The organism is Blastococcus saxobsidens, from assembly GCF_002938435.1.
Lineage (GTDB): Bacteria > Actinomycetota > Actinomycetes > Mycobacteriales > Geodermatophilaceae > Blastococcus > Blastococcus saxobsidens.
In genome coordinates this window covers 13053-39488 of sequence record NZ_POQT01000030.1, presented here as the reverse complement: position 1 = coordinate 39488, position 26436 = coordinate 13053, and the positions used below count along the sequence as shown (strand labels likewise).

Annotated in this window: 24 protein-coding genes and 1 tRNA gene; 8 read left to right on the top strand and 17 right to left on the bottom strand. The window is 72.5% G+C overall.

The window, feature by feature from the left end; translation table 11 throughout:
- Window positions 1–114: 114 nt before the first annotated feature.
- The 4 genes from C5507_RS16560 (at window position 115) to C5507_RS16545 (ending at window position 3751) form a co-directional block, all read left to right on the top strand.
- On the top strand, window positions 115–1122 hold the full coding sequence (locus C5507_RS16560) for a tripartite tricarboxylate transporter substrate binding protein (protein ID WP_104529615.1): 1008 nt from the start codon (window positions 115–117) through the stop codon (window positions 1120–1122).
- Window positions 1123–1198: 76 nt separating this feature from the next.
- The gene (locus C5507_RS16555; RefSeq protein ID WP_104529614.1) at window positions 1199–1834 is read left to right on the top strand and encodes a tripartite tricarboxylate transporter TctB family protein; all 636 of its coding nucleotides are present in this window, start codon (window positions 1199–1201) and stop codon (window positions 1832–1834) included.
- A 13-nt stretch (window positions 1835–1847) separates the two neighbouring features.
- Entirely contained in the window at window positions 1848–3365 is a 1518-nt protein-coding gene (locus tag C5507_RS16550) for a tripartite tricarboxylate transporter permease (RefSeq protein ID WP_104529613.1), read from the top strand.
- On the top strand, window positions 3362–3751 hold the full coding sequence (locus tag C5507_RS16545; protein ID WP_104529612.1) for a universal stress protein: 390 nt from the start codon (window positions 3362–3364) through the stop codon (window positions 3749–3751). The genes C5507_RS16550 and C5507_RS16545 overlap by 4 nt, the downstream gene beginning before the upstream one ends.
- Window positions 3752–3845: 94 nt before the next feature.
- Here the strand turns inward: C5507_RS16545 and C5507_RS16540 are convergent, their stop codons facing one another.
- From C5507_RS16540 to C5507_RS16490, 11 genes are all read right to left on the bottom strand, one after another.
- Window positions 3846–5012 (bottom strand): mandelate racemase/muconate lactonizing enzyme family protein, encoded by a 1167-nt coding sequence (locus tag C5507_RS16540; protein ID WP_104529611.1) that lies wholly within the window; start codon window positions 5010–5012, stop codon window positions 3846–3848.
- 83 nt (window positions 5013–5095) lie between these two features.
- The gene (locus C5507_RS16535) at window positions 5096–5989 is read right to left on the bottom strand and encodes a LysR family transcriptional regulator (protein WP_104529632.1); all 894 of its coding nucleotides are present in this window, start codon (window positions 5987–5989) and stop codon (window positions 5096–5098) included.
- A gap of 312 nt (window positions 5990–6301) precedes the next feature.
- A tRNA-Pro gene (locus tag C5507_RS16530) sits at window positions 6302–6375 on the bottom strand.
- 85 nt (window positions 6376–6460) lie between these two features.
- Window positions 6461–7807: a ribosome biogenesis GTPase Der gene (gene der / locus C5507_RS16525; RefSeq protein ID WP_104529610.1), complete on the bottom strand. Its 1347-nt coding sequence runs from the start codon at window positions 7805–7807 to the stop codon at window positions 6461–6463.
- A complete protein-coding gene (gene cmk, locus C5507_RS16520) occupies window positions 7804–8505 on the bottom strand; it encodes a (d)CMP kinase (protein ID WP_242611017.1) in 702 nt (233 codons plus the stop codon). Before cmk ends, der begins: the two co-directional genes overlap by 4 nt.
- A 32-nt stretch (window positions 8506–8537) precedes the next feature.
- Window positions 8538–8900 (bottom strand): chorismate mutase, encoded by a 363-nt coding sequence (gene aroH / locus C5507_RS16515; protein ID WP_104529609.1) that lies wholly within the window; start codon window positions 8898–8900, stop codon window positions 8538–8540.
- Window positions 8901–8990: 90 nt separating this feature from the next.
- Window positions 8991–10067 (bottom strand): ABC transporter ATP-binding protein, encoded by a 1077-nt coding sequence (locus tag C5507_RS16510; protein WP_104529608.1) that lies wholly within the window; start codon window positions 10065–10067, stop codon window positions 8991–8993.
- Window positions 10068–10187: 120 nt separating this feature from the next.
- Entirely contained in the window at window positions 10188–11690 is a 1503-nt protein-coding gene (gene arfA, locus C5507_RS16505; RefSeq protein WP_104529607.1) for an arabinosylfuranosidase ArfA, read from the bottom strand.
- Window positions 11690–12703, bottom strand: a complete 1014-nt coding sequence (locus tag C5507_RS16500) for an acetylxylan esterase (RefSeq protein ID WP_104529606.1) — start codon at window positions 12701–12703, stop codon at window positions 11690–11692. Before C5507_RS16500 ends, arfA begins: the two co-directional genes overlap by 1 nt.
- Complete coding sequence (locus C5507_RS16495; RefSeq protein WP_104529605.1) at window positions 12703–15057, bottom strand: beta-xylosidase/alpha-l-arabinosidase; 2355 nt, start codon at window positions 15055–15057, stop codon at window positions 12703–12705. The genes C5507_RS16500 and C5507_RS16495 overlap by 1 nt, the downstream gene beginning before the upstream one ends.
- 124 nt (window positions 15058–15181) lie before the next feature.
- Window positions 15182–16453 carry an endo-1,4-beta-xylanase gene (locus C5507_RS16490; RefSeq protein ID WP_104529604.1) on the bottom strand — a complete coding sequence of 424 codons (1272 nt, stop codon included), beginning with the start codon at window positions 16451–16453 and terminating at the stop codon, window positions 15182–15184.
- Window positions 16454–16590: 137 nt separating this feature from the next.
- On the opposite strand from C5507_RS16490, the gene C5507_RS16485 reads away from it, so the two are divergent.
- From C5507_RS16485 to C5507_RS16470, 4 genes are all read left to right on the top strand, one after another.
- Window positions 16591–17856, top strand: coding sequence for an ABC transporter substrate-binding protein (locus C5507_RS16485; RefSeq protein WP_207225692.1), 1266 nt, complete (start codon window positions 16591–16593; stop codon window positions 17854–17856).
- 7 nt (window positions 17857–17863) lie between these two features.
- Entirely contained in the window at window positions 17864–18844 is a 981-nt protein-coding gene (locus C5507_RS16480) for a carbohydrate ABC transporter permease (RefSeq protein ID WP_104529602.1), read from the top strand.
- Window positions 18845–18881: 37 nt separating this feature from the next.
- A complete protein-coding gene (locus C5507_RS16475) occupies window positions 18882–19718 on the top strand; it encodes a carbohydrate ABC transporter permease (protein WP_104529630.1) in 837 nt (278 codons plus the stop codon).
- Window positions 19719–19872: 154 nt separating this feature from the next.
- Window positions 19873–20973, top strand: coding sequence for a LacI family DNA-binding transcriptional regulator (locus C5507_RS16470; protein ID WP_207225691.1), 1101 nt, complete (start codon window positions 19873–19875; stop codon window positions 20971–20973).
- Between the two features lie 13 nt (window positions 20974–20986).
- Here the strand turns inward: C5507_RS16470 and C5507_RS16465 are convergent, their stop codons facing one another.
- The 6 genes from C5507_RS16465 to C5507_RS16440 form a co-directional block, all read right to left on the bottom strand.
- Window positions 20987–21835 (bottom strand): pseudouridine synthase, encoded by an 849-nt coding sequence (locus C5507_RS16465; protein ID WP_104529601.1) that lies wholly within the window; start codon window positions 21833–21835, stop codon window positions 20987–20989.
- Between the two features lie 195 nt (window positions 21836–22030).
- The gene (scpB, locus tag C5507_RS16460; RefSeq protein WP_104529600.1) at window positions 22031–22870 is read right to left on the bottom strand and encodes an SMC-Scp complex subunit ScpB; all 840 of its coding nucleotides are present in this window, start codon (window positions 22868–22870) and stop codon (window positions 22031–22033) included.
- A complete protein-coding gene (locus C5507_RS16455) occupies window positions 22867–23757 on the bottom strand; it encodes a segregation and condensation protein A (RefSeq protein WP_104529599.1) in 891 nt (296 codons plus the stop codon). The genes scpB and C5507_RS16455 overlap by 4 nt, the downstream gene beginning before the upstream one ends.
- 25 nt (window positions 23758–23782) lie before the next feature.
- The gene (locus tag C5507_RS16450; RefSeq protein WP_104529598.1) at window positions 23783–24298 is read right to left on the bottom strand and encodes a hypothetical protein; all 516 of its coding nucleotides are present in this window, start codon (window positions 24296–24298) and stop codon (window positions 23783–23785) included.
- A 76-nt stretch (window positions 24299–24374) separates the two neighbouring features.
- Complete coding sequence (locus C5507_RS16445; protein WP_104529597.1) at window positions 24375–25280, bottom strand: ParA family protein; 906 nt, start codon at window positions 25278–25280, stop codon at window positions 24375–24377.
- A gap of 210 nt (window positions 25281–25490) precedes the next feature.
- On the bottom strand, window positions 25491–26402 hold the full coding sequence (locus C5507_RS16440) for a site-specific tyrosine recombinase XerD (RefSeq protein WP_242611016.1): 912 nt from the start codon (window positions 26400–26402) through the stop codon (window positions 25491–25493).
- Window positions 26403–26436 lie beyond the last annotated feature (34 nt).

The following is a 26436-nucleotide window of genomic DNA, read 5'->3' as shown; positions in this document are numbered from 1 at the left end:
GGACACGCATCCAGTGCGCTCCATACGCTCCGCTGCGTCCCCGGTGAGTGACCCCACTCACAGCGGCACGACCGTCCGCACACAGCTGAGAAGCTGCACGTAGAGGAGATCGACATGACCACCAACCACCGTGCGCGCCGCTGGGCGGCGACCGGTGCCGGACTCGCTCTGGCCGTCTCGCTCGCCGCGTGTGGCGGCAACGTCGGGGGCGGCGGGTCGGACGCCGAGGGCGAGGAGTTCCCCGGGGGCGACCCGATCACCATGTTCGTGGGTCAGGACCCGGGCGGGAGCACCGACCTGATCGCCCGTGCCGCCGCCGAGATCCTCTCCGACGAGCTCGGGGTCGCCGTCACCGTCGAGAACAAGCCGGGCGCGAACGGCGCGCTGGCGGCCCAGGAGCTGGCCGGCGAGGAGCCCGACGGCCACACGCTGATGGTCTACAACGGCAGCCTCGCCTACATCACCCCGCTCGCCAGCGAGGATGCGCCCGACATCGCCGACTTCGACATCGTCACGGGTCTCTCGCTCGACGACTACGTGCTCGTCACCGCGCCGGACTCGGGCTTCAGCACGGTCGAGGACCTCGCTGCCGCCGGCCGCCCCATCACCTTCGGCACGACCGGTGTGGGCACCGGCAGCCAGCTCTCCCAGGAACTGCTCTTCGCCCAGGCCGACATCGACGCGACCGCCGTGCCCTTCGACGGCGGCTCGCCCACGCTGACCGCCGTGCTCGGTGGCCAGGTCGACGTCGGTTCCATCCAGCTCGGCGAGGCCATCGAGCAGATCGGGGCCGGCGAGCTCACCCCGATCGTCACGTTCGCGGAGGAGCGCCCGAGCTACCTCCCCGACACCCCGACCGCCGTCGAGGCCGGGTACGACGTGCCGGTCCAGCAGTCGCGCGCCGTCTTCGCCCCCAAGGGCGTGCCGGACGACGTCATGCAGACCCTGCGCGACGCCTTCCAGACCGCCTTCGAGGACGAGGGCTACCAGCAGTTCAACGAGGACAACCTGCTCACGCCGAACGAGCTCGACGGTGAGGAGATCCGGGAGAACTGGACCGAGAACCTGGAGAAGTACCGCGCAGTCGTCGAGGAGTACAGCATCGACCTCGGCGGCGAGTAGTCGCCGGAGACACCAGGCAACCCCCGCACCGCAGCACTCGAGTCATGAGTGCGCCGAGCTCCAACGAGGAGTGCTCATGACCTCCGCCCACGACGGGGCGCACACCCCGGGGAGCCCCGGCGGCCGCACGGCCGCCGGGGCCACCCCCCAAGGGGACCCCGGACCCGTGCCACCGGCCCGCACGGTGGAGGACGTCGACCGGACGCCGTCGTCGTTGCACGACCTCGAGGACGCCGTCCACCAGCTCGAGCACGACGCGGAGCACCGCCCACCGCCGGCAGGCACGACCACGAACCTGGTCGTCGCCGGCCTGGTCGTGGCTCTCGGCGCCGCCGCGCTGGTCGGCTCCCTGTCGCTCGGAGCCGGTAGCGCGGGCAATCCCGGCTCCGGCACCTGGCCGATGATCCTGAGCCTCGCGATCGTCGTCCTGGGTCTCGCGCTGGCGGCCAGCGCCCGCGGCACGTCGGACACCGAGCGGTTCTCCCGCTCCTCCTGGCTGGTCCTGGCCGGGCTGGGCACGATGGTCGTCTTCGTCGCCGTCATCGAGGTCATCGGCTTCGAGATCCCCGCGGCACTGCTCGCCTTCGTCTGGCTGCGCTTCCTCGGCGGCGAGGGCTGGCGCACCTCGGTCATCACCAGCATCGGCGTGGTGGTGGCCTTCTACCTCATCTTCGTGGCGGCCCTCTCGGTCCCCATCCCGCACCTGTTCTAAGAGGAGCGTCTGCGTGGACCTCGCCCCGGTGCTGAACGGCTTCACCGTCGTCCTGGAACCGACCAACCTGCTGTACTGCCTGATCGGCGTCGTCGTCGGCATGCTCGTCGGCGTGCTGCCGGGCCTCGGCCCCGCCGCCACGATCGCGATCCTGCTGCCGATCACCATCGGCCTGGAACCGGTGACCTCGGTCATCATGCTGGCCGGCATCTTCTACGGCGCCCAGTACGGCGGCACCATCACCTCGGTCCTGCTCAAGCTGCCCGGCGAGGCCTCGTCGGTGGTCACGGTGTTCGACGGCCACGCCCTCGCCCGCCAGGGCAAGGCGGGCACCGCACTCGGGATCGCGGCGATCGGCTCGTTCATCGGCGGCACGATCTCGATCGTCGCGCTGTCCTTCCTCGCCCCGGTCGTCGCCAGCTTCGCCCTCGACTTCGGGCCTCCGGAGTACACCGCGCTCGCGCTGCTCGGCATCCTGCTGGTGGCGACGGTGAGCAGTGGCAGCCGGCTCAAGGCGATCGTCGCCGCCTGCATCGGCCTGCTGCTCGCCACGGTCGGCCGGGACGCCTTCACCGGTGGTGAGCGCTTCACCTTCGGCAACCTGAACCTGGCCGACGGCCTGGACTTCGTGCCCATCGCGATGGGCCTCTTCGGCCTCGGCGAGATCCTCTACAACCTCGAGGAGCGGCACACCTCGGTCCAGGCGCCGGCGAAGGTGGCCAACGTCTGGCCGTCGCGCAGGGACCTGCGGCAGTCCTCCGGCGCCATCGGACGCGGCTCGGTCCTCGGATTCGTCCTCGGCATCCTGCCCGGCGGCGGCGCGACCCTGTCCTCGCTCGCCGCCTACGCGGTGGAGAAGAAGCGGTCGAAGACGCCGGAGCGGTTCGGCAAGGGCGCGGTCGAGGGCGTGGCCGGCCCGGAGACGGCCAACAACGCCGCCGCGACGTCGTCCTTCATCCCGCTGCTCACGCTCGGCATCCCGGCCAACGCCACCATGGCCGTGATCTTCGGCGCCCTGCTGATCGCGGGCGTCCCGCCGGGGCCACGACTGGTCACCGACGAGCCGGAGCTCTTCTGGGGTGTCGTCAACTCGATGTACATCGGCAACATCCTGTTGCTGATCATGAGCATCCCGCTCGTCGGGCTGTTCGTGAAGATCCTCCGGGTACGGCCGGCGATCCTCGCCCCGATCACCGTCCTCATCACGCTGATCGGCGTCTACACCGTCAACAACAGCACGTTCGACATCCTGCTGGTCATCGTCTTCGGCGTGCTCGGTTACCTGATGAAGAAGGTCGGCTTCGACCCGGGCCCGCTGCTGCTGGCCTTCGTCCTCGGCACTCTGCTCGAGGACTCGCTCCGCCGGTCGCTGCTGATCTTCGACGGCGATGCCCTCGGCTTCTTCGGCCGGCCGATCTCGGGAACCCTGCTGGTGGCGTTCCTGCTGGTCGCCTTCCTCCCGTTGATCGGCAAGGCACTCCCCCGCCGGCGTCCCGCCGAGCACCCGAGCGACACCAAGGAGCTGGTATGACCGTCCTCGTCGGCTACGTGCCCACGCCGGAGGGCGACGCCGCCTTCACCGCGGCCCTCCAGGAGGCCAGCCGCCGCGCCGAGCCGCTGGTCGTCCTCAACTCGCCCCGCGGTGGTGCGCCGGTCAGCGTCGACGTCGCCCCCGACGAGGCCGTGCGACGCATGACCGAGCGTGCCGCGGCCGACGGGGTCCCCCTGGACCTCCGGCAGACCGCCCACACCGGCGACGCGGCCGACGAGGTGCTCCGCGTGGCGCGGGAGGTCGACGCGTCGGTGATCGTCATCGGCATGCGCAAGCGGTCACCCGTGGGCAAGCTGCTGATGGGCAGCAGCGCGCAGCGCATCCTGCTCGACGCCGACCGCCCGGTCCTGGCCGTCAAGCCCTGATCTGCGGTTCCTCTCCGTCGCGCTGACAGCACTGCCCTGTCCACGGGCGCTCCCCGCCGGGCGAGGCGTGGCAGCGCCCGCGGACAGGACCCGGTCACTCGTGGAGCCTGCGGAGCACGTCGAAGAAGGCCCGCTTGCCCTCGAAGCCGATACCCGGCATCTCGGTGAGCCCGACCCGGCTGTCGCGCACCACGGCATCGTCGGCGAAGCCGCCGGTGGGCTGGAACTCCCCGGGGTAGGACTCGTTGCCGCCGAGCTTCAGGGCCGCGGCGATGTGCAGGGAGAACTGGTGCCCGCCGTGCGGGATGCACCGGCGCGAGGACCAGCCGTGCTGCGCGAGCATCTGCTGGATCCGCAAGTACTCCGTGAGCCCGTAGCCGAGGGCGGGGTCGAACTGCAGGTAGTCGCGGTCCGCGCGCATCCCGCCGTAGCGGATGAGGTTGCGGGCGTCCTGGAGGGAGAACAGGTTCTCCCCGGTCGCGATCGGGCCGCGGTAGTGCTCGGCCAGAGTCGCGTTGAGCCGGTAGTCCAGCGGGTCGCCGACCTCCTCGTACCAGAAGAGCCCGTAGGGCTCGATCGCACGGCCGTACTCCAGGGCGGTGTCCAGGTCGAAGCGGCCGTTGACGTCGACTGCCAGCCGCGAGCCGTCGCCGTCGAGGACGTCGAGGACGGCCTCGATGCGCTCGAGGTCCTCCGACAGGTCAGCGCCGCCGATCTTCATCTTCACGACGCGGTAGCCCTGGTCGAGAAACCCCCGCATCTCGTCCTGCAGCTCGCGCAGGCCCTTGCCGGGGACGTAGTAGCCGCCGGCGGCGTACACGAAGACCGAGTCGTCGGGCTGCCCGTCGCCGTACCGGTCCGACAGGTACCGGTACAGCGGCTGCTCGGCGAGCTTGGCGGCCAGGTCGAACAGCGCCATGTCCACCACGCCCACCGCGACGGAACGCTCGCCATGGCCACCGGGCTTCTCGTTGCGCATCATCAGGTCCCACGCCCGGGTGGGGTCCAGCTCACCGGCCTCGTCCAGCAGCGCGGACGGATCGGCGTCGAGCAGGCGCGGGAGGATGCGGCGGCGCAGGATCTCACCGGCGCTGTAGCGGCCGTTGGAGTTGAAGCCGTAGCCGACCACCGGCTTGCCGTCGCGCACCACGTCGCTGACGATCGCCAGGATCGAGCAGTCCATCGAGCTGAAGTCGATCCAGGCGTTGCGGATCGAGGAGCTGATCGGGACGATCCCTTCGTGCACTGACAGGATCTTCATCGCAGGCGTCATGCCACCAGTGGACCGGACTGCGCTCCGCGGGTCCAAGACCTAGATCCTCGCCCTTCGACAGGCCCCGCCTATCAGACGGACGGGGTCTCCACCGCCTGCGCCGACTCCAGGAAGGCCGCGGCGGCCGGGCTGAGCCGACCCGACCGGTACACCAGCGACACCTGCAGGACATCGGGGCAGTCCAGCGCGCGGACGGCAGCACCGGCCGACCGGGCGAGCGACTCCCACGAGTCGGGGACGATGGCGACCCCGACGCCTGTCAGCACCAGCGGCAACACCGCCTCGCGGTGCTCCACCTCGACCGCGAACCGGATGTCCGGGGCCTGCAGGCGGATCGAGTCAGCCACGCGGCGCATTCCGGTCCCTCGCTGGCCGACGATGAGCGCGTGGCCGGCGAGATCGGCCGGGTGCACGGGGTCCCCGGCGGGCAGGGCCGCTTCGTCCTTCGCCAGGAGGGCGAAGCGCTGGGTCTCCAGATCCAGACACATCAGTTCCGGTGACGCCGGCGCGGACAGATCGGTGGCCACCAACCCGAGTTCGGCGTCGCCGGTGGCGAGCATCGCCTGCACATCGGTGGGCGTCCGCCCGCCGCGGACGGTGAGCTGCACCAACGGATGCCTGGCGGCGAAGGCGGCGATCATGCCGGTGAGCGGGCTGACCGACTGCGAGGGCATCGTCGCGACGACCAGCTCCCCACCCAGCAACCCGTCGACGGCCGCCACGGTCGTCCGGGCCAGGTCCAGTCCGCGCATCACCTCACGGGCAGGACCGATCAGTGCCCGTCCGGCAGCGGTGAGCACCAGACGCCGTCCGGTGCGGTGGAACAGCAGGCTGCCGAGGTCCCGCTCCAGGGCCCGCAGCGCCTGGCTGACCGACGGCTGGGCGACGTAGAGCTGCTCGGCCGCCCGATGCACGCTGCCGGCGTCGACGACGGCGAGGAAGTACCGCAGCAGCCGGGTGTCCACGATCCACCTCCGCTCACAGAAGACGCCGACCGCCTTGCCGGCGACCTGATTCTCGACCGATGCACCCGGAGGCGGTTCCACCGGCCCGATGCACGGACGGCGCGAGGCGTTCCTGCGCCCGGTCCCCGAGGGTGCGCGGACTCCGATCCCTGGTCCCGAGGAAGCTCGGGGACTGCGCCGCCCGCGAGAGGGGTCCGCGATGTCTTCCGTCATCCATGGCTGCCGGTCACCACCATGTGGGGGGACCAGGCCCCGGGTGAGCAGGCAGGGGCCGTTCCGGATCTCTCCGGAACGGCCCCTGCGCGTCCACTGTCGGGCTGACAGGATTTGAACCTGCGACCCCTTGACCCCCAGTCAAGTGCGCTACCAAGCTGCGCTACAGCCCGCGTGCCGCCCGCCTGCCCGGAACCCGGGCTGCGCGACGACCGCCCCGGAAGATTACCGCACGTCCGGAGCCGCCCTCGACGGTGGTCAGCCGCGCTTGGCGTCCTTGTCCCGGCCCTCGCGGACCTTCACCGAGATCTCGATCGGCGTGCCCTGGAAGCCCCACTGCTCGCGCAGCTTGCGCTGCAGGAACCGGCGGTAGCCGGCCTCCAGGAAGCCGGTGGAGAAGACGACGAACCGCGGCGGCCGGATGTCGGCCTGCGTCACGTACTTGATCTTCGGGGCGCGCCCGCCACGGGCCGGCGGCGGCGTCTCCTGCACCAGGGCGCGGACGAACGTGTTGAGCTCCGCCGTCGGCACGCGGGTCTCCCACGAGGCGATCGCGGCGCGCAGGTGGTCGGCCAGCTTGCCCACGCCCCGGCCGGTGGACGCGGAGATGTTCACGCGCGTCGCCCACTTCACGTGCGCGAGGTCGCGGTCGATCTCCCGCTCGAGCTGGGCGTGCCGGTCCTCGTCGAGGGTGTCCCACTTGTTGAAGGCCAGGACCAGCGCGCGCCCGGCCTCCACGACCTGGGTGATGACCCGCTGGTCCTGCTCGCTGATGACCTCGTCGGCGGCCAGCAGGACGACGCAGACCTCGGCGGCCTGGATGGCGGCCTCGGTGCGCAGGCTGGCGTAGTACTCCATGCCGCTGGCGGTGTTGACCTTGCGGCGCAGGCCGGCGGTGTCGACGAACCGCCACTCCTCACCGCCCAGGCTGACGATCGAGTCGACCGGGTCGACCGTGGTGCCGGCGACGGAGTCGACGACCGAGCGCTCCTCCTTGGCCAGCCGGTTGATCAGGCTGGACTTGCCGACGTTCGGCCGCCCGACGAGCGCCACCCGGCGCGGGCCGCCCTCCTCGAGCTGCTCGCGGGGCGCCTCCGGCATCGCCTCGAGCACCAGGTCGAGCAGGTCGCCGCTGGAGCGGCCGTGCAGCGCGCTGACCGGCTGCGGCTCCCCGATGCCGAGGCTCCACAGCTCGGCGGCGTTGGCCTCGCTGCGCTCGTCGTCCACCTTGTTGGCCACCAGGATCACCGGGCGGTCGCTGCGCCGCAGCACCCGCGCGGCCGCCAGGTCGGTGTCGGTGGCCCCGACCTGGCTGTCGACGACGAAGACGATGACGTCGGCGGTCTTCATGGCGTGCTCCGCCTGGCGGGTGATCGACGCGCCGATGCCGGTGGCCTTGGGGTCCCACCCACCGGTGTCCACGACGGTGAACCGCTTGCCGTTCCACAGCGCCTCGTAGGCGATCCGGTCACGGGTCACGCCCGGGGTGTCCTGGACGACGGCTGCCCGCCGGCCCAGGAACCGGTTGACCAGCGTCGACTTGCCGACGTTGGGGCGGCCGACGATCGCGACCACCGGCAGCGGGCCGGTGCTCTCCTCGGTCACGCCCGCTCCCCGGCGGCGACCGTGGAGGTGGCCAGCTCGACCACGCGGTCCACGACGCCCTGCTGGTCCAGGTCGGTGCTGTCGACGACGACGGCGTCGGCGGCCGGGCGCAGCGGGCTGTCCTCCCGGCTGCTGTCGAACTCGTCCCGGCGGCGCAGGTCGGCGGCGAGCACCGCGACCTCGTCCGGCGCGGTGATGCCGAGCTGGCCGGCGCGCCGCTGCGCACGCGCCTCCGGGCTCGCCGTCAGGTAGACCTTGAGCGTGGCGTCGGGCAGCACGACGGTGCCGATGTCGCGCCCCTCGACCACCACCGGGCCGGCAGAGGCGACCAGCGCGCGCTGCTGGTCGACCAGCTGCCGCCGCACCGCGGGCACGGCCGAGACGGCCGACACCGCGCGGGTGACCTCGACGCCCCGGATGCGGGCGGCGACGTCCACGCCGTCGACCTGCACCAGCTCGGTGGCGGCGTCGGTGCCGACCTCGATGCGGGCCGCGGCCACGGTGCGGGCCACGGCGTCGGCGTCGGCGGGGTCGACGCCGGCGTCGAGCACCGCGACGGTGGCCGCCCGGTACATCGCCCCGGTGTCGAGGTAGGCGGCGCCCAGGTGGGCAGCGACGCCGCGCGCCACGCTGGACTTGCCGGTGCCCGACGGTCCGTCGAGGGTCACCTGGCCACGGAAGGTCATCTGCTCACTCACTGCTCTCTCCGCCCCGGTGGGGCGATGCTCGCTCACTGCGCGATGTCGCGGCGGAGCGCGACCGCGCCCCGCAGGTAGACGTGCTGGATGTCGGCCCGGGCCCGGGGAGTGTCGGCGTGCGCCATGAGGCGGAGCACCCGGGGCAGGGCGTGCGGCACCGCGATCTCCGTGGCGCACATCAGGGGCACGTCACCCAGGCCGAGCTCCCGCGCGGCCAGCGCGGGGAACTCCGAGACCAGGTCGGGCGTGGCCGTGAACAGGATGCTGATCAGGTCCTCGGAGCCCAGCCCGTTGCGGTCCATGACCGTCGCGACCAGCTCACGGGTGGCCTCGAGCACCTGCTCCCGATCGTCCGCCTCGACCTGCGTCGCGCCCCGGATGGCTCGGACGGCCATGCACTCTCCTCGTTCGCCCCAGGCACGCCGGATCGCCGGGTGCCTCGGACGAGTCTAGGGAGCGTGCGCCACCGGCCTCCGCCCTGCGGGTCAGTCGCCCAGCCGCCGGCCGCTCGTGACGTCGAACAGGTGCACGTGCCCCTGGCGCGGCAGCACGTGGATGACCTCGCCCCGCTGCGGTGGGCGGCGACCGTCGACGCGGGCGGTGATGACGTGGTCCGTGCCGTCGAAGGCTGTGCGGCCGTACACGTAGGCGTCGGCGCCGAGCTCCTCCACGACGTCGACCTCGACGGCCAGACCCCGGTCGGCGATCTCCAGGTCCTCGGGCCGGACGCCGACCTGAACGGTGGGGTCCGACGCCTGGCCCAGCACGTCGCGGGGCACCGGGAAGACGTCGTCGCCGAACCGGACACCGCCCTCGACCTGCGGGAGCGTGAAGAGGTTCATGGCCGGCGAGCCGATGAACCCGGCGACGAAGGCGTTGACCGGCCGGTCGTAGAGCTCGCGCGGCCTGCCCACCTGCATGAGCAGACCGTCCTTGAGCACGGCGACCCGGTCGCCCATCGTCATGGCCTCGACCTGGTCGTGGGTGACGTAGACGGTGGTGATGCCCAGCCGGCGCTGCAGCTGGGCGATCTGGGTGCGGGTCTGCACCCGGAGCTTGGCGTCGAGGTTGGACAGCGGCTCGTCCATGAGGAACACCTGCGGCTGGCGGACGATCGCCCGACCCATCGCCACCCGCTGGCGCTGGCCACCGGAGAGCGCCTTGGGCTTGCGGTCGAGGTAGTCCTCCAGGTCCAGCAGCTTCGCCGCCTCGGTCACCCGCTCGGCGATCTCGGACTTCCGCATCCCCGCGATCTTCAGCGCGAAGCCCATGTTGTCGGCCACCGTCATGTGCGGGTACAGCGCGTAGTTCTGGAAGACCATCGCGATGTCGCGGTCCTTCGGCGCCACGTCGGTGACGTCGCGGTCACCGATGAGGATCCGGCCGTCGGTGACGTCCTCGAGGCCGGCGAGCATCCGCAGCGACGTGGACTTGCCGCAGCCGGAGGGGCCGACGAGGACCAGGAACTCGCCGTCCTCGACCGTGAGGTCCAGCGCGTCGACCGCGGGCCGCTCGGCGCCGTCGTAGACCCGGGTCGCGTGGTCGTAGGTGACCGTTGCCATGTCCTGCTCCTGTCTCGTCCTCCGGCGGCGTCGCCGGGGTCTGGGAAGTGCGTTGGTGGGGGGTGGATCAGGGGTGCCCGGCGGTCGGCTGCGGGGGGACGCCGGGAGTTCCTCGCCCGGTCAGCACAGCGAGACCGCCGTCCAGGAGACCGGCGGCAGCGTCACGCGCAGCGTGCCGTCGACCACCGCTGCCCGGGCGTTCGGCCGCAGCCCGACGCAGTCCTGCCGGTCGGTCGTGTTCGCCGCGTGCGGATCGGGGTCGGACAGCGTCAACGCCTCCGCGACCGTGCCGAGGGCCAGCGGAGCGAGGTCCACGGACACCTCCACCTCCTCGGTCTGCGAACGGTTGACCAGGAAGAGCGCGGCCGCGCCGTCGTCGGCGGTGACCGCGGCGTCGACGAGAGGCACCTCCCCGTACCGGGCGGTGTCGTACCCGGGACCGTCGACGCGCACGGGCAGGGCGACGCCGCGGGCGAGGCGGGAGGTGGTCGCGAACGGGAAGAAGGTCGACTTGCGCCACGCCGGCCCGCCGGGCTCCGCCGCGATCGGGGCGATGACGTTGACGAGCTGGGCGATCGACGCGCTGGTCACCCGGTCGGCGTGCCGGATCAGCGACATCAGCAGGCTGCCCACCACGACGCCGTCGGCCACCGTGTAGGGCTCCTCGCTGAGAACGGGGGCGAGCGGCCAGTCGTCGATGCCCGTGGCGAGGTCCGCCGGGACCCGGGACAGGTACCAGACGTTCCACTCGTCGAAGGAGACCTGCATCGTCTTCCCGCTCCCGCGCACGGCCTTCACGTGGTCGGCGGTGGCGACGACGGACTCGATGAACCGGTCCATGTCCGTGGCCGACGCCAGGAACGAGCCGAGGTCGCCGTCCTTCTCCTCGTAGTACGCGTGGCAGGAGATGAAGTCCACGTCGTCGTAGGCGTGGGTGAGCACGGTGCGCTCCCACTCGCCGAAGGTCGGCATGGCGGCACTCGAGGAGCCGCAGGCGACGAGCTCGAGCCCCGGGTCCAGCTGCCGCATCGCCTTCGCGGTGCGGGCGGCGAGCTTGCCGTAGTCGTCGGCGGGCATCTGGCCGAGCTGCCACGGACCGTCCATCTCGTTGCCCAGGCACCACATGCGGACGTCGAACGGCTGCACCCGCCCGTTGCGGACCCGCTGCTGGGCCAGCGTCGTGCCGGCGGGCACGTTGGCGTACTCGAGCAGGTCCAGCGCCTCCAGCGTCCCGCGGGTGCCGAGGTTCAGGGCGAGCATGAGCTCGGCGCCGACCTTCTCCAGCCAGGACGCGAACTCGTGCAGCCCGACCTCGTTGGTCTCCGTGCTGTGCCACGCGAGGTTGAGCCGCACGGGGCGCTGGTCGCGCGGGCCGACGCCGTCCTCCCAGCGGAAGCCGGAGACGAAGTTGCCGCCGGGGTACCGGACGGTCGTCACCCCCATCTCCCGGACGAGGTCGATCACGTCCCCGCGGAAGCCCTCCTCGTCGGCCTGCGGGTGCCCGGGCTCGTGGATGCCGCCGTACACGCCGCGCCCCATGTGCTCGACGAAGGCACCGAAGAGCCGGCGGGACACCGGACCCACCGGTCGTCCCGGGTCGACGGTGAGGCGCGCCCGGAGCATCAGTCCCCCAGCCCGCGGGGCGTCGGCCGGCCGGCGGGGGCGTCCAGGACGCCGCGGAGCCAGCCGAGCTGCTCGCGCTGCTGGTGGGCCTGCCCGCCCTCGTGGTCGTTGTACGGGTAGACCGCGATCTCCTTCGGGCCGGCGTAGGCGTTGTACGCGGCGAAGACCGTCGACGGCGGGCAGATCTCGTCCATGAGCGCGACGGAGAACAGCGCCGGGGCGGACGCCGCGCGGGCGAGGACCGCGCCGTCGAAGTAGCTCAGGGTCCGGAACACCTGGTCCACGCGGTCCCGGTGCGCCTTCAGGTAGCGCACGATCTCGCCGTACGGGTCGCCGGCGGCGACCCGGGTGGCGCGCGGGAAGTCGCAGAGGAACGGCACGTCGGGCAGGACTGCCGCGACCCCGCGCGCCAGGGCCGCGACGGCCAGCGCGATGCCGCCGCCCTGGCTGATGCCGGCCACCGCCACCCGGTCGCCGTCGACGTCGGGGTGGTCCCGCAGCAGCTCGAACGCCCTGGTCGCGTCGGTGTAGACCCGCCGGTAGTAGTAGTCCTGCCGGTCCTGCACGCCGCGGGTCAGGAAGCCCGGCTGCGCGGCTGCGGCGCCCACCGGGTCACCGGTGTCCCCCACGGTCCAGCCGCTCCCCTGCCCGCGGGTGTCGACGACGAGCTGGGCGAACCCGGCCGATGCCCAGAAGACGTGCTCGTGCGGCAGTCCCCGTCCGCCGTTGTAGCCCTGGTACTGGACGACCCCGGGCAGCTGCCGGTCCCCGCGCAGCGCCCGGGCGGGCAGGTGCAGCCAGGCGCGGACCTCGGAGCCGCCGAAACCGGCGAAGGACACGTCGGAGGTCTCGACGGTCACCAGGCCGGAGTCGACCGGGGTCCAGGACGCATCGAGCGGCCGCTGCCCCGCCTCGGCGAGGGTGGCCGACCAGAAGTCCTGGAGGTCGTCCGGCGCCGGGAGCCGCGGCCGGTAGCGCCGCAGCTCCTCCAGCGGGAGGTCCGAGTGGGGCATCAGCCCGCGCTTCCCGCGGCCGGCCGGTGCTCGACCACGGTTTCCGGGTGCAGGCGGCGGTCCACGCCGACCGTCCGGCGGCTGCCGCCGAGGGTGAACCGGAGGACCTGCCGCACGTCGGCGCTGGAGGCGCCCACCCGGAGCTCCACCTCCCCCGGCTCGACGATCCGGGCCCCCGCGCGCCCGGTGAAGGACGTGAGGTCGGCGTGCAGGGTGAACCGGACGGTGGCCGCGCACCCCGCCGGGAGGTCGACCCGCCGCGCCGCGAGGAGGGACTGCACCGGGCGCACCACCTCGGCGGCGGGGTCGTGCAGGTACACCTGCACGACCTCGGTGACCTCGCGGTCGGTGTCGTTGCGGAGCTCGACCTCCACCTCGGCCGTCCCGTCGGTGTCCCAGCCGGGCCCGCTGGTCGCGCGCACCCCCGCCCACGTCGCCGCGCCGTAGCCCAGCCCGTGTCCGAAGGGGAACAGCGGGGTCGGGTCCACCGAGCTGACGTCGGTCCGCCCGCCCAGGGGCGAGGCGAGGTAGGTGCTGGGCTGGCTGCCGCCCTCCCGCGGGAAGCTCACCGGCAGCCGGCCCGACGGGCCCACCCGGCCGCTGAGGACGTCGGCGATCGCCGGACCGCCCTCCTCTCCCGGGAAGAACCCGCACAGCACCGCGGCCAGTCGGTCGACCTGCCGGGACAGCTCGTAGGGGCGGCCGCTGAGCAGCACGAGCACCACCGGCTTCCCCGTCCCGAGCAGCGCCTCCAGCAGCTCCTCCTGACGGCCGGGCAGTCGCAGGTCCACCGCGTCGCAGCCCTCGCCCGAGGTGCCGTTGCCGAACAGCCCGGCCTTGTCCCCGAGGACGGCGACCACGACGTCGGCGTCGGCCGCCGCGCGTACGGCGGCCTCGATCCCCTCGTCGTCCCCGCCCAGGACGGGGCAGCCCTCGGCGACGACGACGTCGAAGGCCTCCGGTGCCTCCTCCAGCGCGTCGGCCAGGGTCGGGATGTCGACGCCCACGGGCACGTCGGGGTGGTGGACGCCGACGTGCATCGGGAAGGAGTAGCAGCCGAGCATCGCCTGGGCGGTGTCGGCGCGGGGACCCACGACCGCCAGGCGCGCCCCGGGACGCAGCGGCAGCGTCCCGTCGTTGGCCAGCAGGACGACCGAGCGGCGCGCGAGGTCCCCCGCCACCGCCCGGGACTCCTCCGGGTCGAGGGTGACCGCGCCGTCGGTGACCGCCGGCGCGTCCGGCGACCAGCCGGGGTCCAGGAGGCCGAGCTCGCACTTCTGCAGCAGCACCCGGCGCAGCGCCCGGTCGACCAGCGCCTCGTCGACGGCGCCGTCGCGGACCGCCTGGACCAGCGGCTCGCCGTAGCAGGCCACGGTCGGCAGTTCGACGTCGATCCCCGCCTCGAGGGCCAGCGCAGCGGCCTCGGCGGGCGAGCCGGCCACGGCGTGCAGCGTCTGCAGGAAGGCGATCGAGAAGTAGTCGGCGACCACCGTGCCGGTGAACCCGTAGGTCTCGCGCAGCAGCGTGGTGAGCAGCGCCGGGTCCCCGGCCGCGGGCACGCCGTCGGTGTCTGTGTAGCTGTTCATGACCGAGCGCGCGCCGGCCCGCAGGGCCATCTCGAAGGGCGGGAGGAAGACGTCGGCGAGCTCCCGGGGCCCGACCGACACCGGCGCCAGGTTGCGGCCCGCCCGCGAGGCGGAGTAGCCGACGAAGTGCTTCAGGGTGCTCACGATGCCGCTGGACTCCAGGCCGCGCACGTACGCGCTGCCGATGGTGCCCACCAGGTGCGGGTCCTCGCCCATGGTCTCCTCGACCCGCCCCCAGCGCAGGTCCCGGACGACGTCGAGGACCGGGGCGAGACCCTGGTGGACGCCGAGCGAGCGCATGCTCGCCCCGATGAGCGCGCCCATGCGCTCCACGAGCCCGGGGTCGAAGCTGGCCGCCCAGCACAGGGGCGAGGGGAAGACGGTCGCCGACCACGCCGCCAGGCCCGTGAGGCATTCCTCGTGCACCAGCGCCGGGATCTCGAAGCGGCCGGCCGCCATGATCTGCCGCTGGCTCTCCGCCAGGCCCTTGGCGCCGACGAACGGGTCCACCGGCGCCGTCCCGAACGGCCGGGTGAGCTGGCCCAGGCCGCTGCGGATCAGCTCCTCCCAGTCCACGGGTGCGGCGGCCATGTCGTGCTGGTGCGGCGCCACCTCGCCCTCGGTCGCATCGATGCCCACCCAGACGCCGTAGAGCTGGGCGACCTTCTCCTCCAGCGTCATGCGGGAGATGAGGTCCGCGACCCTGTCCCCGGCCGGGGCCTCCGGGTCGCGCCAGAGCGCGGGATCGATGTCGGCGTTGATGACCATGCCTGGGAAGTCCGTCCTGTTCGTCGGTGCAGATGCGGCGGACCGGGGTCGCCCGTGCCGGGGCACGGCGGCGGCAGGGCGCTGCGCCCGCAGCATCCTGCCCCGGTCGGGGGTAATGGACAGGTCAGGTCAGGGTGACCACCGGCGTCGGCGCGTCGGGCCGCAGCTGCCAGGTCGCGGAGCGGTCGCCGACCGAGACCGAGTAGTCGCCGGCCCAGCCGGCGACGGTGACCCGGCCCTCCCCGTCGGTGCGCAGCCGGGTCGGGTCCAGCCACCAGTCGCCCTTGACCAGGCCCCGCAGGGCGACGTAGGCGGGCTTGGGACTGCCGTCGGCGCGCACCAGGCCCGCCGGCGCCCCCAGCCACGCGCCCCGGTCGGTGAGGCCCCAGTAGGTCACGGCCTGCACCGAGGGGTGGGCCAGCAGGGTCCGGTAGTGGCGGACGACCTCGTCGGCCTGCCGCTCCTCGCCCTCGGGCGTCGAGGGCCAGGAGTCGACCTGGTGGTCGTTGAGGTCGACGATCTCCGGTGGCATGAGGTCACCGGAGACCAGCGTCGTCTCGGTCCAGTGCAGCGGGAGGCCGTAGCGGGCGAACCGCTCGAGCACCTCCAAGGTCCGCTCCTCGCCCCAGTAGCCCTGGTGCATGTGGCTCTGCAGGCCGATCGCGTCCACCCGGACGCCGGCCTCCAGGACGCCCTCGATCAGGCACTCGTAGGCGGTCGACAGGTTGAAGTCGTTGAGGACCAGCGTGGTGCCGGGGTTCGCCCGGCGCGCCTCCTCGAAGGCGAGGCGGATGGTCGGGATCCGGCCGATGCGGCGGCACAGGGCGGTGATCGCGTTCTGCCGCTCCTCGTTGGCGAACACCGGCATGATCACGACCTCGTTGATCGCGTCCCAGGTGTCGACCAGGCCGGCGAATGCCGTGACCTCGCGCCGGACCCGCAACCGCACGACCTCCTCGACCTCGGTGGCCGAGTACCCGCGCAGCCAGTCCGGGGCCAGCGTGTGCCAGACCAGCGGATGGCCCTTGACGGACACCCCCCGGTCCCGGAACCACGCCGCCGTCGCCTGCAGCCGTCGCGTGTCGGGATGCCCCTCCACCGGCTCGAAACCGGCCCAGTAGAACGGCAGCGTGGCGGTGTTGAACACCTCGAGCCACAGGTCCTCGAGCTGCTCGGCCGCCTCCGGCCCGGCGCCGCCGAAGACGTTCTCGCGCGCTGCTCCCTGCTCCTCGCCGGCCGGCCCCACGAAGTCGAAGCCGATGTTGCCGAAGGCGAAATCGTGCCTGACCTGCGCCACCAGCACGTCGGTGTCGGCGCAGACGGAGCCGTCGGGGCGGCGCACGGTGAGCGTGGCCTCGGATCGCCGGACGGCGTCGACGGCGGTGACGGGGGTCATGGCGCGAAATCGTTATCGACAACGATTGACAGCGCAAGCCCTTGCTGCAACCTTCTCGTTGCGTGTCCCACGCCACAAACGGCGTGCGGCGAGACGAAGGGGTCAACATGCGGCGTTCGGGGCGAGCAGCTCTCTCGGTGCTGTGCAGCAGCGCGGTGCTGCTGACGGTCAGTGCCTGTGGCAGTGGCGGTGACAGCAACGCATCGGGAGGCGACGAGAACACGATCACCTGGTGGCACAACTCGAACAACGAGCCCGGCAGGGGCTACTACGAGCAGGTCGCCGAGGACTTCGAGGCCGCGAACCCCGGTGTGAACGTCGAGGTCGAGGCCGTCGCCCACGAGGACATGGTCGACCGGCTCGAGGCCGCGTTCCAGAGCGGTGACCTGCCCGACGTCTACATGGAGCGCGGCGGCGGCGAGCTCGCCGATCACGTGGAGGCCGGTCTGGTCCGCAACCTTTCCGAGGACGCGGCGGAGGAGATCGAGAAGCTCGGCGGCAACGTGGCCGGGTGGCAGGTCGACGGCGAGACCTACGCGCTGCCGTTCTCAGTCGGCGTCGTGGGCTTCTGGTACAACACCGCGCTCTTCGAGGAGGCGGGCATCACCGAGGCCCCGGCCACGATGGCGGAGCTCTCCGCCGCCATCGAGCAACTGAAGGCCGCGGGCATCACGCCGATCTCGGTCGGCGCCGGCGACAAGTGGCCGGCCGGGCACTACTGGTACTACACGGCGCTGCGGGCCTGCGGGCAGGACGTCCTCGAGGACTCCGTGACCAGCCTCGACTTCAGCGACCCGTGCTTCGTGCAGGCCGGCGAGGCGCTGCAGGACCTCATCGAGACCGAGCCCTTCAACCCCGGCTTCCTGACGACCCCCGCGCAGGAGGGCGCCACCTCGGCCTCGGGTCTGCTCGCGACCGAGCAGGTCGCCATGGAGCTGGCCGGCCACTGGGAGCCCGGAGTCATGCAGGGCCTCACCGAGGACAACGAGGGCCTCGGCGAGAACACCGGGTGGTTCCCGTTCCCGGCGATCGAGGGCGGCGAGGGTGACCCCGAGGCACAGCTCGGTGGCGGTGACGCCTGGGCGGTCTCGCAGAACGCTCCGGACACGGCGGTCGACCTGGTGAAGTACCTGCTCTCCGACGAGGTGCAGCAGGGCTTCGCGGAGAACGACATGGGGCTCCCCACGAACCCCGCCGCCACCGACTCCGTCTCCGACCCGGCACTCGCCCAGCTCCTCGAGGTGCGTGACGCGGCGCCGTACATCCAGCTCTACTTCGACACCGCCTTCGGGGCCTCGGTCGGTGGCGCGATGAACGACGCGATCGCGCTGATGTTCGCCGGGCAGGCCTCGCCGGAGGACATCGTGGACGCCACGCAGCAGGCAGCCGACCAGGAGAAGTGATCCGCAGATGACCAGAGTGACCGCTGCGCCGGCGTCGACCGACCCCGGCGCAGCGGTCACCCGGGGCGCGGACGCGCCCCGGGTGACCGGACGCCGCCGGAACACGTTGCGCCGGCAGCGCCTCGAGATCCTCCTGTTCGTGACGCCGGCGCTGGCGCTGATGGCGATCTTCGTCGTCTACCCGGTGTTCTCCGCCGCCCGGATGTCGTTCTACCGCTGGAAGGGCTTCGGCCCGATGGTCGACTTCGTCGGCCTGCAGAACTACCTCCGCGTGCTGGCCGACGACGTCTTCACCGACGCGGTCGTGCACAACTTCACCATCGTCTTCGCGTCGATCCTGGTGCAGCTGCCGCTGGGCCTGGCGCTCGCGCTGCTGCTCAACCGCCGCATCAAGGCCCGCGGGCTGCTGCGCACGATCATCTTCGTCCCCTACGTGCTGGCCGAGGTCATCGCCGGCGTCGTGTGGTTCCAGCTGCTGCAGCCACGCACCGGCCTGCTGGAGCGGATGCTGTCCTCCGTGGGGATCCCGGTCCCCGAGCAGGGCTTCCTCGGCACCCCGGACCTGGCGCTCGCCACCGTCTTCGTCGTGCTCACGTGGAAGTACCTGGGCCTGGCCGTGCTGCTGTTCCTGGCCGGCCTGCAGGGCGTTCCCGACGAGCTGCACGAGGCGGCGCAGCTCGACGGCGCCTCCTGGTGGCAGGTGCAGCGCCGCATCGCCGTCCCGCTCATCGCGCCGACCATCCGCACCTGGATCTTCCTGTCGATGATCGGTTCGCTGCAGCTGTTCGACATGGTCTGGATCCTCACCGGCGGGGGGCCGGCCAACGCGACGACCACGATGGCGACGTACCTGATCAGCCAGGGCACCCAGCGCAGCAACTACGGCATCGCCGGCGCCGCGTCGGTGGTCCTGTTCCTCATCGGTTTCGCGATGGCGGTCGCCTACCAGTTCCTGGTGCTGCGCCGCGACACGAAGGCCGACGCATGACCCGCATCGAGCAGGCACCCGAGGGGAGGGCGCGGTGATGGCGCGACGATCGACGACGTACGGACGGGGAGGCCCGTTCGTCTACCTGGTGGCGCTGGCCGTCGTGGCGGTCACGCTCGGGCCGGTGCTCTACGGCGCGCTCGGCGGCTTCCGGACCAACGCGCAGCTGGCGCGCGACCCCGCCGGGTTCCCCGACCCGTGGGTCCTGAGCAACTACACGAACGTGCTCGGCAGCGCCTCGTTCTGGCGCTACACGATGAACTCGACGGTGATCGCCGTCATCACGACGGCGGTGGCGGTGCTCGCCGGGGTCATGGCCGCATACCCCCTGGCGCGCTACCAGTTCAAGCTCCGCGAGCCGCTGTTCATGGTGTTCGTCCTCGGCCTGCTCTTCCCGGCGGCCGTGGCCATCGTCCCGCTGTTCATCCTGGTGACCCGGGACCTGCAGCTGGGCAACACCTGGTGGGGCGTCGCGCTGCCGCAGGCGGCGTTCGCCCTGCCGGTGACGGTGGTGATCCTCCGGCCGTTCCTGATGGCGCTGCCCAAGGAACTCGAGGAGGCGGCCATGCTCGACGGCGCCTCGCGGGTGGGCATCTTCTGGCGGATCGCCCTCCCCCTGTCCATGCCGGCCCTGGTCACCGTCGGGGTGCTGGCCTTCGTCACCTCCTGGAACGCCTACCTCCTCCCGCTGCTCCTGCTGCAGGGCGACAACCGCACCCTGCCGCTGGGCGTGGCCGACTACTCCACCCAGTACTCGGCCGACACGGCGGGCGTGCTCGCCTTCACCACCATCGCGATGATCCCGGCGCTCATGCTGTTCCTCGCCATGCAGCGCCGCATCGTCAACGGGCTCCAAGGGGCGGTGAAGGGCTGAGCCGGGTAGATGCCGGAGGTCCGTCCCCGGACGGGCCTCCGGCACCCGGCCCCCGTCGCCGCACGCCAGGAGGCAGGCGGCAGCCGCCCGGGGATGTGGTCCAGTTCCACCGCACGACCGCCATGCACCGCGACCGACCGACGAGAGGTTGTCCATGACGCTCGACTCATCCCTCGACGGCGAGCTCGTGGCCGGGAGGATCGGCGTGGGCGCACACCCCGGGGCTCCCGGGCTCCCCGCCCCGACCCTGCGCGGTCGCGTGACGATGCAGCAGGTGGCCGCCGAGGCCGGCGTCTCCATCTCCACCGTGTCCAAGGTGATCAACGGTCGGTACGGGGTCTCCGCCGAGACGATCGACCACGTCACGCAGGTCATCGAGCGGCTCGGCTACGAGGCCAGCCTCGTGGCACGGAGCCTGCGCAACCGCCGCACGAACGTCATCGGCGTCCTGGTCATGGACTTCGAGCCCTTCAGCACCGAGGTCCTCAAGGGTGTCGCCGACGCGATCCACGGCTCCGGCTACGAGCTGATCGCCTACTCGGCCGGTGGTCACGTCGAGGCGCAGGTGGGCTGGGAGCGGCGTTCCCTCACCCGGCTCATGGGATCCCTCGTCGACGGCGCCGTGCTCGTCACCCCGACGGTCACCGACGTGCAGACCGACGGACCGGTGGTGGCGGTCGACCCGCACACCGGCCCCTCACGGCTGCCCTCGGTGGCCGCGGACAACCTGCAGGGCGCCCGGCTGGGCGTGGAGCACCTGCTCGGCCTGGGCCACACCCGCATCGGCATGATCACCGGCCGGTCCGACCTGCTGTCCGCCCAGCAGCGCGAGCAGGGTTACCGCGAGGCGCTGGCCGCCGCGGGACTGTCCGCGGACGAGCCGTTGATGCGGTGCGGCGAGTTCGACCCGGAGGTGGCGCGCGAGGCGGCCCGCGAGCTCCTGTCCCTGCCCGAGCCACCGACCGCGGTCTTCGCCGCCAACGACCTCTCCGCGATCGCGACGCTCGAGGTGGCCGCCGAGCTGGGTGTGGACGTGCCGCGGCAGCTGTCCGTCGTGGGCTTCGACAACATCCCGGAGTCCGCGATGGCCGATCCGCCGCTGACCACCGTGCAGCAGCCGATCCGCCGGATGGGCGAGGAGGCCACCGTCATGCTCCTCGGCCTCATCGCGGGCGGGAACCTGGCCGGTCCGCACCGCACGCTGGCCACCTCGGTGGTGGAACGGGCGTCCACCGCTCCCCCGCGGGAGGCGTGACCAGCAGACGCCGTCAGAGGCCGACGATCTCCTCGAGGGAGCCGACCTCGCTGCGGCTGAGCTTGCGGATCGAGCCGCTGCGCATGCGCTGCAGCTGCACCGGCCCCACCGCCGTGCGGGTCAGCCGCGAGACGGGCAGCCCCACGTGGGCCAGCAGCCGGCGCACGATGTGCTTGCGTCCCTCGTGCAGGACGACCTCGACGACCGACTGCCCGGCGTGGGTGTCGACGATCCGGAAGGAGTCCACCTTCACCGGGCCGTCGTCGAGCTCGACGCCGGACCGCAGGCGGCGGGCCATGTCCCGCGGCACCGATCCCGACACCTGGGCCAGGTAGGTCTTGCGCACCCCGTAGGAGGGGTGGGCCAGCCGGTGGGCCAGCTCGCCGTCGTTGGTGACGAGCAGGAGGCCCTCGGTGTCCTGGTCGAGCCGGCCGACGTGCACCAGCCCGGGAGCCAGGTCGCCGACCATGTCGCCGATGGTCGGGCGGGCCCGGTCGTCGCTCATCGCGGTGATGACGCCGGCGGGCTTGTTGATCGCGTAGGTCACGCGGTCGTCGCGGATCTCCAGCCGCACGCCGTCGACGGCGATCTTGTCGGTCCGCGCGTCCACCCGCATGCCCTGCACCTGGACCTGCTTGCCGTTCACGCTGATCCGGCCGGCGTCGATCATGTCCTCGACCACGCGGCGGGAGGCCACGCCCGCCCGCGCCAGAACCTTCTGCAGCCGCTCGCCCTGCCGGTCCTCGCCGTCGTCGTCGGCGGCCGGCCGGTCGCCCGGGTGCGCCGGGGCCAGCTCCATGTCCTCGGACCAGCCGTCGCCGGCCTCGGTGGTGCTCTCGTCGTTCGGGGTCCCGGTGCTCATCGCCGTCCAGTGTCCCACCTGCCGGAACGCTCCCCCGCGACACCGCCCCTCCGATCCACCGGCGCTCGGCCGCGCGGCACCCACGAGCTGCGCCCGACCCGACGCCGGTCACGTCGTCCGGTGGGACGAGCCCGCCCGGTTGTCCGCCGACGCGGCGGCGTTCCTGCGGGACCTCGCCTGAACCGCCCGGGCTGCTCAGGCGTCGGGGTGCTCGTCCAGCACCGCGGCCGTGTCGGGCAGCAGCGGGGCCAGCTCCGGCAGCTCGGCCAGGCTGGTCAGGCCGAGCCGCTCCAGGAACAGCGGCGTCGTACCGTAGAGCCCGCCCCCGGTGTCCGGATCGGATCCCACCTCGTGCACCAGTCCCCGGGTGATCAGGGTGCGCATCACCCCGTCCACGCCCACGCCGCGGATGGCCGAGACGCGGGCGCGGGTGACCGGCTGGCGGTAGGCGATGACGGCGAGCGTCTCCAGGGCGGCCTGGGTGAGCCGGCTGCGCTGCCCCTCGCCGAGGTACCGCTCCACGACGGCGGCGTGGTCGTCGCGGGTGTAGAGGCGCCACCCCTCGCCGACGCGCCGCAGCGTGATGCCGGCCGAGCGCTCGTCGTAACCCGACGCCAGTGCCACCAGCCCGTCGCGCACCTGTTCCGGCGAGCAGCGCAGCGCGGCCGCGAGAGTCTCCTCGTCGACCGGGTCGTCCACGACGAACAGCAGCGCCTCCAGACCGCCCCGCAGCTCCACGGGGTCCAGGAGTTCCAGCGGCTCGGGGTCCGGCTCGGGCTCGGGCTCCGCCGCCGGCGCTGGTCCGGGCGTGCGCGACAGCAGCGGGAGATCGTCCTCGTCCGGTACGACCGGCACTGGTTCGTCGGGGACCGGCCGCTCCCCCACGCGGGAGGCCAGCGCGGCGGCGACGGCGTCCCAGGTGGCCGGATCGGCGTCGCCGCGCTGCTCGGCCTGTTCCCGGGTGGCGGCCAGCTCGGCGGCCAGCGCGTCCCAGCTGATGGGCGTGCGCTCCTGGTCGGGGCGTTCCTCGGTCACGCGTACTCCTCGTCGGGATCGTGCGCGGCGGGGCCGTCGCCGTCCGGGCCGCGGTCGTCGCTCGCCGGGTCGTCGACTGCGTCGTCGTCGTCCTGGCCCGCCTCACCGGTCCACCGGACGTGCAGCTCACCCAGTGGCGTCAGCTGCTCGAACACCACCCGCTGCTGGCGGTACAGCTCCAGCAGCGCGAGGAAGCGGGCCACCACCTCCATGGTGTGCTCGCAGTCCGCGGTCAGGGCACGGAAGCTGCCGGCACCGGTTCGGCGCAGGTGGTTGCGCACGGTCAGCAGCTGCTCGGCGACGCTCACCGGCGGGGCGTGCAGGTGGGAGACGCTCACCGTCTCCGGCAGCCTGGGTGCCAGCGCGCGAGCGGCGAGCGCGGCGAACTGCCCGGGCGTCAGGTCCAGCAGCACCTCGGGTACCAGCGCGGCGAACCGCGGCTCCAGCGCGGCCTGCCGGGGGTAACGGAGCGCCGCCTGGGCCTCCCGCTCGCGCAGGAAGGCCGCCGCCTGCTTGTAGGCCTTGTACTGCAGGAGACGCGCGAAGAGCAGGTCGCGGGCCTCCAGCAGCTCGAGGTCCTCCTCGTCGTCGACGTCCGCGGCCGGGAGCAGTCGCGCGGCCTTGAGGTCCAGCAGCGTGGAGGCGACCACGAGGAACTCGCTGGCCTGGTCCAGGTCCAGCTCGCCGCCCAGCGCGCGAAGGTGCGCGATGAACTCGTCGGTGACCTGGGAGAGCGCGATCTCGGTGACGTCGAGCTTGTGCTTGCCGATCAGCTGCAGGAGGAGGTCGAACGGCCCCTCGAAGTTGGTGAGCCGGACCGTGAAACGCGCAGGAGCGGCCCCGTCGGCCGGGTCGGCCGCCGGAACCGCTCCAGCGTCGGTGCTCACGCCGGGGAGCGTAAGCGGCGAGTCCTCAGTTGCCGCGCAGGCGGCGGACCAGGACCGAGTCCTCACCGCGCTCGTCCAGGTCGGCCAGCAGGACCGAGACAGCCTCGCGGACGATGCGACCGCGGTCGGCCGCCAGGCCGTGCTGGGCGCGCAGGCTCAGCCGGGCCGTCTCGAGGGCGACGAGGTCGTCGGCGGAGATGTAGACGGTGATCTTCTCGTCGTGCTTGGTGCGCTCCGCACGTCCGCGCGCCGGGCGCCCGCGGGTGGGCACCTTGGGCTGCAGGACCTGCACCGGCGCCGGCTCGGCCGGTCCGGTGCGGAAGGCCGCGAGGTCGTCGCCCTCGGCACCGCCGGGGACCAGCGTCAGGGGCATCCCGCTGTCGGCGGCCTCACCGCCGCGCCGGGCCGCGCCCGCGCTGCGCAGCGCCGGGGAGCTGGCCGCCGTCGGCAGGCTGGGCAGCTCGGTGACCTCCGGGACCGACGTGGTGTCGGTGCGACGGAAGAGCTCCGACGCACCCGGCAGAACAGGCCGGCGCGTCATGCCGACACCTCCTCGCTGGCGCTCGTCGGCAGCATGACCCGGGTCGCTGCGCCCATGTGTGATCTCGCCAGCTCGATCACAGAGCCAGCACCTCCTTGGCGAGGTCGCGGTACGCCGAGGCGCCCGTCGACGTAGGGGCCCACGTGGTGATCGGCTGCCCGGCGACCGTGGTCTCCGGGAACCGCACGGTGCGCTGGATGACGGTTCGGAACACGGTGTCGCCGAAGGCCTCGACGACCCGGCTGAAGACCTCCCGGCAGTGCACCGTCCGGGAGTCGTACATGGTGGCGAGGATGCCGTTGATCTCCAGCGACGGGTTGAGCCGCTCCTTGACCTTGTCGATCGTGTCGACGAGCAGGGCGACACCGCGCAGCGAGAAGAACTCGCACTCCAGCGGGATCACCACGCCCTGGGCGGCGGTGAGGGCGTTGACCGTCAGGAGCCCCAGCGACGGCTGGCAGTCGATGAGGATGTAGTCGTACTCGTCCCGCACGTCGGCGAGCACGCGCAGCAGCGTCTGCTCCCGCGCCACCTCGCTGACCAGCTGCACCTCGGCGGCCGACAGGTCGATGTTGCTCGGCACCAGGTCCAGGCCGGGGATGTCGGTGTGCACCAGGACGTCGCGGAGGCTGGTCCGCCGCTCCATGAGCGCGTTGTAGATCGTCCGGTCCATGTTCTGCGCCGGGATGCCCAAGCCGACCGACAGCGCACCCTGCGGGTCGAGGTCGATGAGCAGCACCTTGCGGCCGAACTCCGTCAGCGCCGCGCCCAAGTTGATGGTGGACGTGGTCTTGCCGACGCCGCCCTTCTGGTTGCACATCGCGATGATGTGCGCGGGCCCGTGCTGCGTCAGCGGCTTCGGGTCCGGGAGCCGGCGCTGGCGCGCCTTGGCCGGGTCCAGCCGCAGCGCAGCCGCCCCCATCTCGGGGTCGGTGTCGTGCGGGCGCGCGACGGCATGGGCCGCGTCCGCTCGGATCGCCATGGGTCTGATGCCTCCACCTCGTCCCCGATCCGGACGTTCCGGGTGCGGCCAGCCGTCCTGTCCGCTCGGGTGACACAGACGTTAGGGAGAAGGAGAGATCCACCCAAGGCGGCACGCCGTCGACGTGTCGACATGGCGACGAATGCCAACCACTGTGACTGCTCAAGCCGAACGGGCGACAAGGTCTGCCAACCCGAGCCTGCACACCTGTCAGGTCAGAGCACGTGGATGGCTCGTCGCGTAGACCTCGCGCAGCCGGTCGACGGTCACCAGCGTGTACACCTGCGTGGTCGTCACCGACGCGTGCCCGAGGAGTTCCTGGACCACCCGGACGTCCGCGCCGCCGTCGAGCAGGTGGGTGGCGAAGCAGTGCCGCAGCGTGTGCGGGCTCAGCTCCGCGGTGAGACCGGCGCGCTCGGCCGCCGTCCGCAGGATCGACCACGCGCTCTGCCGGGACAGCGGCCCGCCGCGGACGTTGAGGAAGAGCGCACCCCCGCGGACGCCACCCGAGGAGTTCGCTGCGAGCGCCGGGCGGGCCCGCACCAGGTAGTCCTCCACCGCCCGCAGCGCGTAGCTGCCCACGGGGACCACGCGTTCCTTGCCCCCCTTGCCCTTCAACCGCACCGTCGCCTGCCCGCGGTCCAGGTCGTCGACGGCGAGCCCGACCGCTTCGGAGATGCGCGCCCCGGTCCCGTAGAGCACCTCGAGCAGCGCGCGGTCGCGCAGCCCGCGCGGCCCCTCCAGCGAGCCGGCCGCCTCGATCAGCGCGATCACCGACTCCACCGGCACCGCCTTGGGCAGCCGGCGGGCCGGCGTGGGCGGCCGGACCTCGTGCGCGACGTCGTCGGGCACCAGCCCGTCGAGCAGGGCGAACCTGTGCAACCCGCGGACGGCGACCACCGCCCGCGCCGCCGACGTGGCCGACAGCGGCGGGTGGTCGTCGTCGCCCTGGCGCAGCGCGGTCAGGAACCCCGCCACGTCGGACTCGGCGACCTCCCCCAGCCCCCGCACCCCGGCGGTGACCAGGTACTCGGTGTAACGCCGCAGGTCCCGCCGGTAGGAGGCGATGGTGTTCTGCGCCAGCCCCCGCTCGACGGTGAGGTGGTCCAGGTAGCCGGTCACGACCCGCTCGACGTCGGGACCCGCGGACGTCGCG

What these genes read in the sequence shown, in the direction of transcription:
- C5507_RS16495 (WP_104529605.1), bottom strand. Translation starts at nt 15,057, where the DNA reads ATGGTCATCAACGCCGACATCGATCCCGCGCTCTGGCGCGACCCGGAG.
- C5507_RS16540 (WP_104529611.1), bottom strand. Translation starts at nt 5,012, where the DNA reads ATGAAGATCCTGTCAGTGCACGAAGGGATCGTCCCGATCAGCTCCTCG.
- C5507_RS16465 (WP_104529601.1), bottom strand. Translation starts at nt 21,835, where the DNA reads ATGAGCACCGGGACCCCGAACGACGAGAGCACCACCGAGGCCGGCGAC.
- C5507_RS16445 (WP_104529597.1), bottom strand. Translation starts at nt 25,280, where the DNA reads ATGGCGATCCGAGCGGACGCGGCCCATGCCGTCGCGCGCCCGCACGAC.
- C5507_RS16470 (WP_207225691.1), top strand. Translation starts at nt 19,873, where the DNA reads ATGACGCTCGACTCATCCCTCGACGGCGAGCTCGTGGCCGGGAGGATC.
- C5507_RS16490 (WP_104529604.1), bottom strand. Translation starts at nt 16,453, where the DNA reads ATGACCCCCGTCACCGCCGTCGACGCCGTCCGGCGATCCGAGGCCACG.
- C5507_RS16450 (WP_104529598.1), bottom strand. Translation starts at nt 24,298, where the DNA reads ATGACGCGCCGGCCTGTTCTGCCGGGTGCGTCGGAGCTCTTCCGTCGC.
- C5507_RS16560 (WP_104529615.1), top strand. Translation starts at nt 115, where the DNA reads ATGACCACCAACCACCGTGCGCGCCGCTGGGCGGCGACCGGTGCCGGA.
- C5507_RS16510 (WP_104529608.1), bottom strand. Translation starts at nt 10,067, where the DNA reads ATGGCAACGGTCACCTACGACCACGCGACCCGGGTCTACGACGGCGCC.
- arfA (WP_104529607.1), bottom strand. Translation starts at nt 11,690, where the DNA reads ATGCTCCGGGCGCGCCTCACCGTCGACCCGGGACGACCGGTGGGTCCG.
- aroH (WP_104529609.1), bottom strand. Translation starts at nt 8,900, where the DNA reads ATGGCCGTCCGAGCCATCCGGGGCGCGACGCAGGTCGAGGCGGACGAT.
- C5507_RS16475 (WP_104529630.1), top strand. Translation starts at nt 18,882, where the DNA reads ATGGCGCGACGATCGACGACGTACGGACGGGGAGGCCCGTTCGTCTAC.
- C5507_RS16500 (WP_104529606.1), bottom strand. Translation starts at nt 12,703, where the DNA reads ATGCCCCACTCGGACCTCCCGCTGGAGGAGCTGCGGCGCTACCGGCCG.
- C5507_RS16480 (WP_104529602.1), top strand. Translation starts at nt 17,864, where the DNA reads ATGACCAGAGTGACCGCTGCGCCGGCGTCGACCGACCCCGGCGCAGCG.
- C5507_RS16555 (WP_104529614.1), top strand. Translation starts at nt 1,199, where the DNA reads ATGACCTCCGCCCACGACGGGGCGCACACCCCGGGGAGCCCCGGCGGC.
- C5507_RS16545 (WP_104529612.1), top strand. Translation starts at nt 3,362, where the DNA reads ATGACCGTCCTCGTCGGCTACGTGCCCACGCCGGAGGGCGACGCCGCC.